The following is a 6,777-nucleotide window of genomic DNA, read 5'->3' as shown; positions in this document are numbered from 1 at the left end:
TGTGGCTGGTGTCGTTGCCGGTCCAGGCCGCGCAGTACGTGTCCGGTCCGGTGACGGGGTTCGCCGTGGCCGGTGCGGTCCTGGTGGTGTTCGGGTAGTGCGCGCCGTGCTCCAGGTAGACGTAGTCGTCGAGCGTGCCCTGGCGGACCAGGTAGACGGTGAGCGAACGGACGTACATCGCGCCGATACCGAGGCCGAGGGCCATGAGCACGATGTCGTTGGTGACGGCGAACGCGCCGATCACGCCGTCGAAGGAGAAGGACGCGTCCAGGACTTCGAGGTACAGGAACATGAAGAACGCGGCCTGGCCCGCCAGGACGATCGGCGGGCGCTTCTTGCCGCTGCGTTCCGCCTCTTCGTCCTCCTCGTGCTCGCGTTCCTCCTCGGCTTCGAGGCGGTCCTCGAAGAAGCCGGAGAGCCCACCGACGACCATGTACGTGATCAGGCCGGCGATGCCGGAGATCAGCACCGTCTGCGCCTTGTCGGCGTGGCCGCCGCCGTGCTGGTGGGCGTTGGTCGCGAAGGTGAACGCGGTGATCAGCAGGACGATCAGGGCGATGCAGACCGACAGCATGTCGACCTTGCCGAGCTTGGCCAGCGGGCGCTCGATCCAGCGCAGCCACTGGATGTCCCGGTCCTCGAAGATGAAGTCGAGGAAGATCATCAGCAGGAACATGCCACCGAAGGCGGCGATCGCCGGGTGCGCGTCGGTGACCAGTTCCTGGTAGTGGTCCTTGTTGTTGAGTGCGAGGTCGACCGCGTCGATGGGGCCGATCTTCGCGGTGACGGCGACGATCACGACCGGGAAGACCAGCCGCATGCCGAAGACCGCGATGAGGACACCGATCGTGAGGAAGATCTTCTGCCAGAAGGCGGACATCTTCTTCAGGATTCCGGCGTTGACCACCGCGTTGTCGAACGACAGCGAGATCTCGAGGATGGAGAGGATCGCGACGATGCCGAAGCCCTCCCACCCCCCGTAGAAGACCGCCGCGACCAGGCCGATCGCGGTAATCGCGAACGACCAGCCGAAGGTTTTCAGAAGCACTGGCTACCCAATCCTGTATGTACGGGTCTCCCCCGCGCCGTACTCGGCTTTACTCACTGTTGACCACGAAGTCTAGGGCTTCGTTCTCCGGGCGGAACAGTAGGGGCGTTCCGCCGATGAAGGCGCAGGTCGGAGGGGTCGTCGTAGGGGATCGGGGCATGGTCCCGGGGGACCTTACGAAACGTTGACCCCGAAATCGAGGGCGATGCCGCGCAGTCCGGATGCGTACCCCTGGCCCACGGCGCGGAACTTCCACTCGCCCTGGTAGCGGTAGAGCTCGCCGAAGATCATGGCCGTCTCGGTGGACGCGTCCTCGCTGAGGTCGTAGCGGGCGAGCTCCTGGCCGTCCGCCTGGTTGACGACGCGGATGAAGGCGTTGCTGACCTGGCCGAAGGTCTGGCCGCGGTTGTCGGCGTCGTGGATGGAGACCGGGAAGATGATCTTGTCGCAGGTGGCCGGCACCTTCGGCAGATCGACGATGATCGACTCGTCGTCGCCCTCGCCCTCACCGGTGAGGTTGTCGCCGGTGTGCTCGACGGAGCCGTCCGGGCTCTTGAGCTGGTTGTAGAAGATGAACCACTCGTCCCCCATCACCCGGCCGCCGGTGCACAGCAGCGCACTGGCGTCCAGGTCGAAGTCGGCTCCGGTGGTGGAACGTGCGTCCCAGCCGAGCCCGACCAGAACCTGCGTGAGGTTGGGTGCGGCCTTGGACAGGGAGACGTTGCCCCCCTTGGCGAGCGTGACGCCCATAGTGCTGGTCCTCCCCGAGGTGATGCTTCTTTGGTTGTCCTGCGCCTCCGGCGCCGCACCCAAACGGTGCGGCGCCGGACGATTGCCCTGAGGGCGTCCCCGTTGCCGGGGCAGCGCCTCAGACGTTGACGCCGAAGTCCTGGGCGATGCCGCGCAGGCCCGAGGCGTAGCCCTGGCCGATGGCGCGGAACTTCCACTCCGCGCCGTTGCGGTACAGCTCGCCGAAGACCATGGCCGTCTCGGTGGAGGCGTCCTCGGAGAGGTCGTAGCGGGCGATCTCGGCGCCGCCCGCCTGGTTCACCACGCGGATGAACGCGTTGCGGACCTGGCCGAAGGACTGCTGGCGGTTCTCGGCGTCGTAGATCGACACCGGGAAGGTGATCTTGTCGACGTCGGCCGGGACCGCCGCCAGGTTCACCTTGATCGCCTCGTCGTCGCCCTCGCCCTCACCGGTGGTGTTGTCACCGGTGTGCTCGACGGAGCCGTCCGGGCTCTTGAGGTTGTTGAAGAAGACGAAGTTCGCGTCGCTGGCCACCTTGCCCGCGCTGTTCAGAAGCAGGGCGCTGGCGTCCAGGTCGAAGTCCGTACCGGTCGTGGTGCGGACGTCCCACCCCAGACCGACGATGACCGCGGTCAGGCCCGGGGCCTCCTTGGTCAGTGAAACGTTGCCGCCCTTGCTGAGGCTGACTCCCACGAGTCCTCCATTGGTTTGTGGGGGCGGGGAGCCCCGACGTTCGTTGCTATCGGATCAACGTCTCGATCCTAGTGACGGGTTCCCGTACCACGCAGGCCCTGGAACCGAACAATCACAGGGTGTCGAGCGCTTTCACGTACGAGTTCAGGTCGCGCGCGTCCGGCAGGGCGTTGACGACGGTCCAGCGGACCACGCCCTCCTTGTCGATGACGAAGGTGCCGCGCACCGCGCAGCCCTTGTCCTCGGCGAAGACGCCGTAGACGCGGGAGACCTCGCCGTGCGGCCAGAAGTCGCTGAGCAGCGGGTAGTCCAGGCCCTCCTGCTCGGCGAAGACGCGCAGGGTGTGGATGGAGTCGTTGGAGACCGCGAGCACCTGGGTGTCGCGGTCGGCGAACTTCGGCAGGTTGTCGCGCACCTCGCACAGCTCGCCGGTGCACACACCGGTGAAGGCGAAGGGGTAGAAGAGCAGCACCACGTTCTTCGCGCCACGGAAGTCGGAGAGCTTCACGGTGGCGCCGTGGTTGTCCTTGAGCTCGAAGTCAGGGGCCTTGTCGCCGACCTGGATCGCCATTGTCGCGGTTGTCCCTTCGGTGGGGCTGTTCGGGTGGCCTCCCACCCTACGCAGCGATCACCGGGAACCGGCGGACGGGCCGGGCGAACCGGCCCGTCCGGGGTCAATGGGTCACTTCTTGGACTTGGCCGCCTTCGGCGTCACCAGCCGGCTGCCGCTCCAGTCCTTCCCCACGCTGACGCTCTTGGAGGCGGAGAGACCCGCCGTCGTCGCGGCTTCGGAGATGTCGCTGGGCTCGACGTATCCGTCACGGCCGGTCTTCGGCGTGAGGAGCAGGATCGAGCCGCCTTCCTCGATGTACGTGGTGGCGTCCACCAGCACATCGGTCAGATCACCGTCCTCGTCGCGGAACCAGAGCACCACGGCATCGGCGACGTCGTCATAGTCCTCGTCCACAAGGTCGCTGCCGATGACTTCCTCAATGGCCTCGCGGAGCTCCTGGTCTACGTCGTCGTCGTAGCCGATCTCCTGGACCACCTGCTCGGGCTGGAACCCCAGCCTCACGGCAGGGCTCGTCTCCGCGTGGTCCGCGGTCGCGCTCACGGGTTGCCTCCTGATCATGTCTTGATGAGTGTCTCAGCGTCGCGCACGCGCGAAGCATTGGCCGTAGTCCACACGGGCGGGGCGGATCGCGCAAGTACCCGGCCGTTCAGACCGCCGAAACGGTGACGTTCCTGGCCGTGTCACCCCAACTCCAGGCACGCCGACACGGCCGTAAGTGACCCACACCACACCTTTCTGCCCCCTTTGTGGCATTGAGAACCAGCAGGAGCTCACGTAGGTCTCGGTTACCTCTCAGTAGAGATGACGTTTGCTTTCCCGAGGTACACGATGGGGAACGGTGCAGACAGACCGAAAAGCAGCCTCACAGCAGCCCTCTGACAGGTAAGGAACAGCGTGGCTTCCGGATCCGATCGCAACCCGATCATCATTGGCGGCCTTCCGAGTCAGGTTCCTGACTTCGACCCCGAGGAAACGCAGGAGTGGCTCGACTCCCTCGACGCCGCCGTCGACGAGCGCGGCCGTGAGCGGGCCCGCTACCTGATGCTCCGGCTGATCGAGCGGGCGCGCGAGCGGCGCGTGGCCGTGCCCGAGATGCGCAGCACGGACTACGTGAACACCATCGCGACCAAGGACGAGCCGTTCTTCCCCGGCAACGAGGAGATCGAGCGCAAGGTCCTCAACGCGACCCGCTGGAACGCGGCGGTGATGGTCTCGCGCGCGCAGCGGCCCGGTATCGGGGTCGGCGGCCACATCGCCACCTTCGCCTCCTCCGCGTCCCTCTACGACGTGGGCTTCAACCACTTCTTCCGCGGCAAGGACGAGGGCGACGGCGGCGACCAGGTCTTCTTCCAGGGCCACGCCTCCCCCGGCATCTACGCGCGCGCGTTCCTGCTGGACCGCCTCAGCGAGCAGAACATGGACGGCTTCCGCCAGGAGAAGTCCAAGGCGCCCTACGGGCTGTCCTCGTATCCGCACCCGCGGCTGATGCCGGACTTCTGGGAGTTCCCGACCGTGTCGATGGGCCTCGGTCCGATCGGCGCGATCTACCAGGCGCGGATGAACCGCTACATGCACGCGCGCGGGATCGCCGACACGTCGAAGTCGCACGTGTGGGCCTTCCTCGGCGACGGCGAGATGGACGAGCCGGAGTCGCTGGGCCAGCTGACCATCGCCGCGCGCGAGGGCCTGGACAACCTGACCTTCGTCGTCAACTGCAACCTGCAGCGCCTGGACGGCCCGGTGCGCGGCAACGGCAAGGTGATCCAGGAGCTGGAGTCGGTCTTCCGGGGCGCCGGCTGGAACGTGATCAAGCTGGTCTGGGACCGCTCCTGGGACCCGCTGCTCGCCCAGGACCGCGACGGCGTGCTGGTCAACCGGATGAACACGACGCCGGACGGCCAGTACCAGACGTACGCGACGGAGTCCGGCTCCTACATCCGCGAGCACTTCTTCGGTGACGACCAGCGGCTGCGCGCGATGGTCGAGGGCATGTCCGACGAGCAGATCCTGCACCTGGGCCGCGGCGGTCACGACCACCGCAAGGTCTACGCGGCGTTCAAGGCGGCCAACGAGCACCGGGGCCAGCCGACGGTCATCCTCGCCAAGACCATCAAGGGCTGGACCCTGGGCCCCAACTTCGAGGGCCGCAACGCCACGCACCAGATGAAGAAGCTGACGGTCGCCGACCTCAAGGGTTTCCGGGACCGGCTGCACCTGCCGATCTCCGACAAGGAGCTGGAGTCCGGCCTGCCGCCGTACTACCACCCGGGTCGCGACTCGGAGGAGATCCAGTACATGCACGACCGGCGCCGGTCGCTGGGCGGGTACGTCCCCACCCGCGTCGTGCGCGCCAAGCCGCTCGCGCTGCCGGACGACAAGGTGTACGCGAGTGTGAAGAAGGGCTCGGGCCACCAGTCCATCGCGACGACCATGGCCTTCGTCCGACTCCTCAAGGACCTCATGCGGGACAAGGAGCTCGGCAAGCGCTTCGTACTGATCGCGCCGGACGAGTACCGCACCTTCGGCATGGACTCCTTCTTCCCGAGCGCGAAGATCTACAACCCGCTCGGCCAGCAGTACGAGTCGGTCGACCGTGATCTGCTGCTCGCGTACAAGGAGTCGCCGACCGGCCAGATGCTGCACGACGGCATCTCGGAGGCCGGCTGCACGGCGTCCCTGATCGCGGCGGGCTCGGCGTACGCCACGCACGGCGAGCCGCTCATCCCGGTCTACGTCTTCTACTCGATGTTCGGTTTCCAGCGCACCGGCGACCAGTTCTGGCAGATGGCCGACCAGTTGGCGCGCGGTTTCGTCCTGGGTGCGACCGCCGGACGTACGACGCTGACCGGTGAGGGGCTGCAGCACGCGGACGGCCACTCGCAGCTGCTCGCCTCGACCAACCCGGGCTGTGTCGCCTACGACCCGGCGTACTCGTACGAGATCGCCTACATCGTGCAGGACGGGCTGCGGCGGATGTACGGGCCGACCGCGGACGGGAAGCCGGGCGAGGACGTCTTCTACTACCTGACCGTCTACAACGAGCCCATCCAGCACCCGGCCGAGCCGGAGAACGTGGACGTCGACGGCATCGTCAAGGGCATCCACCGCATCGGCGAAGGCACTTCGGGCTCGATCCCGGCGCAGATCATCGCCTCGGGCGTGGCCGTGCCGTGGGCGGTCGAGGCGCAGCGGATCCTCGCGGAGGACTGGAACGTGCGGGCCGATGTCTGGTCGGCGACCTCCTGGAACGAGCTGCGGCGCGAGGCGGTCGACGTCGAGCGGCACAATCTGCTGCACCCGGAGGAGGAGCAGCGGGTTCCGTATGTGACGCGGAAGTTGGGGAACGCGCAGGGTCCGTTCGTGGCCGTGTCCGACTGGATGCGGTCGGTTCCGGACCAGATCGCGCGCTGGGTGCCCGGGACTTACCAGTCGTTGGGCGCGGACGGGTTCGGGTTCGCGGACACCCGGGGGGCGGCTCGGCGGTTCTTCCACATCGACGCGCAGTCGATCGTGGTGGCCGTGCTGACGGAGCTGGCGCGGGAAGGGAAGGTCGACCGGTCGGCGCTGAAGCAGGCCATCGACCGGTACCAGTTGCTGGACCGGGCCGTCCTGGGTGAGGGAGATGGTGTCGAGACGAGCGGTGACGTCGGCACGGTGACCGCCCAGTTGTTGTACGAGACCCAGGGCGCCCGGTACCTCGGCCCCGACGTC

General features: G+C 67.0%; 6 protein-coding genes. 1 reads left to right on the top strand and 5 read right to left on the bottom strand.

The window, feature by feature from the left end:
• The 5 genes from ACWDR3_RS46720 to ACWDR3_RS46700 all read right to left on the bottom strand — a co-directional run.
• Positions 1-1,048: DUF475 domain-containing protein (locus ACWDR3_RS46720; RefSeq protein ID WP_450358787.1), on the bottom strand; the 1,048-nt coding region annotated here is incomplete at its 3' end.
• Between the two features lie 174 nt (positions 1,049-1,222).
• Entirely contained in the window at positions 1,223-1,798 is a 576-nt protein-coding gene (locus ACWDR3_RS46715; RefSeq protein ID WP_123999588.1) for a TerD family protein, read from the bottom strand.
• Positions 1,799-1,916: 118 nt separating this feature from the next.
• On the bottom strand, positions 1,917-2,492 hold the full coding sequence (locus ACWDR3_RS46710; RefSeq protein ID WP_019060360.1) for a TerD family protein: 576 nt from the start codon (positions 2,490-2,492) through the stop codon (positions 1,917-1,919).
• 112 nt (positions 2,493-2,604) lie between these two features.
• Positions 2,605-3,063: a peroxiredoxin gene (locus ACWDR3_RS46705; RefSeq protein ID WP_450358786.1), complete on the bottom strand. Its 459-nt coding sequence runs from the start codon at positions 3,061-3,063 to the stop codon at positions 2,605-2,607.
• A gap of 111 nt (positions 3,064-3,174) precedes the next feature.
• Complete coding sequence (locus ACWDR3_RS46700; protein ID WP_123999590.1) at positions 3,175-3,606, bottom strand: DUF3052 domain-containing protein; 432 nt, start codon at positions 3,604-3,606, stop codon at positions 3,175-3,177.
• Between the two features lie 354 nt (positions 3,607-3,960).
• On the opposite strand from ACWDR3_RS46700, the gene aceE reads away from it, so the two are divergent.
• Positions 3,961-6,777, top strand: a 2,817-nt coding sequence (gene aceE, locus ACWDR3_RS46695) for a pyruvate dehydrogenase (acetyl-transferring), homodimeric type (protein ID WP_450358785.1), incomplete at its 3' end; no start/stop codon positions are given.

This window comes from Streptomyces sp. NPDC001002, from assembly GCF_053599215.1.
This window is presented reverse-complemented; position numbering and strand designations above follow the sequence as displayed.

Coding starts and splice junctions, on each gene's coding strand:
- ACWDR3_RS46715 (WP_123999588.1), bottom strand. CDS start 1,798: ATGGGCGTCACGCTCGCCAAGGGGGGCAACGTCTCCCTGTCCAAGGCC.
- ACWDR3_RS46705 (WP_450358786.1), bottom strand. CDS start 3,063: ATGGCGATCCAGGTCGGCGACAAGGCCCCTGACTTCGAGCTCAAGGAC.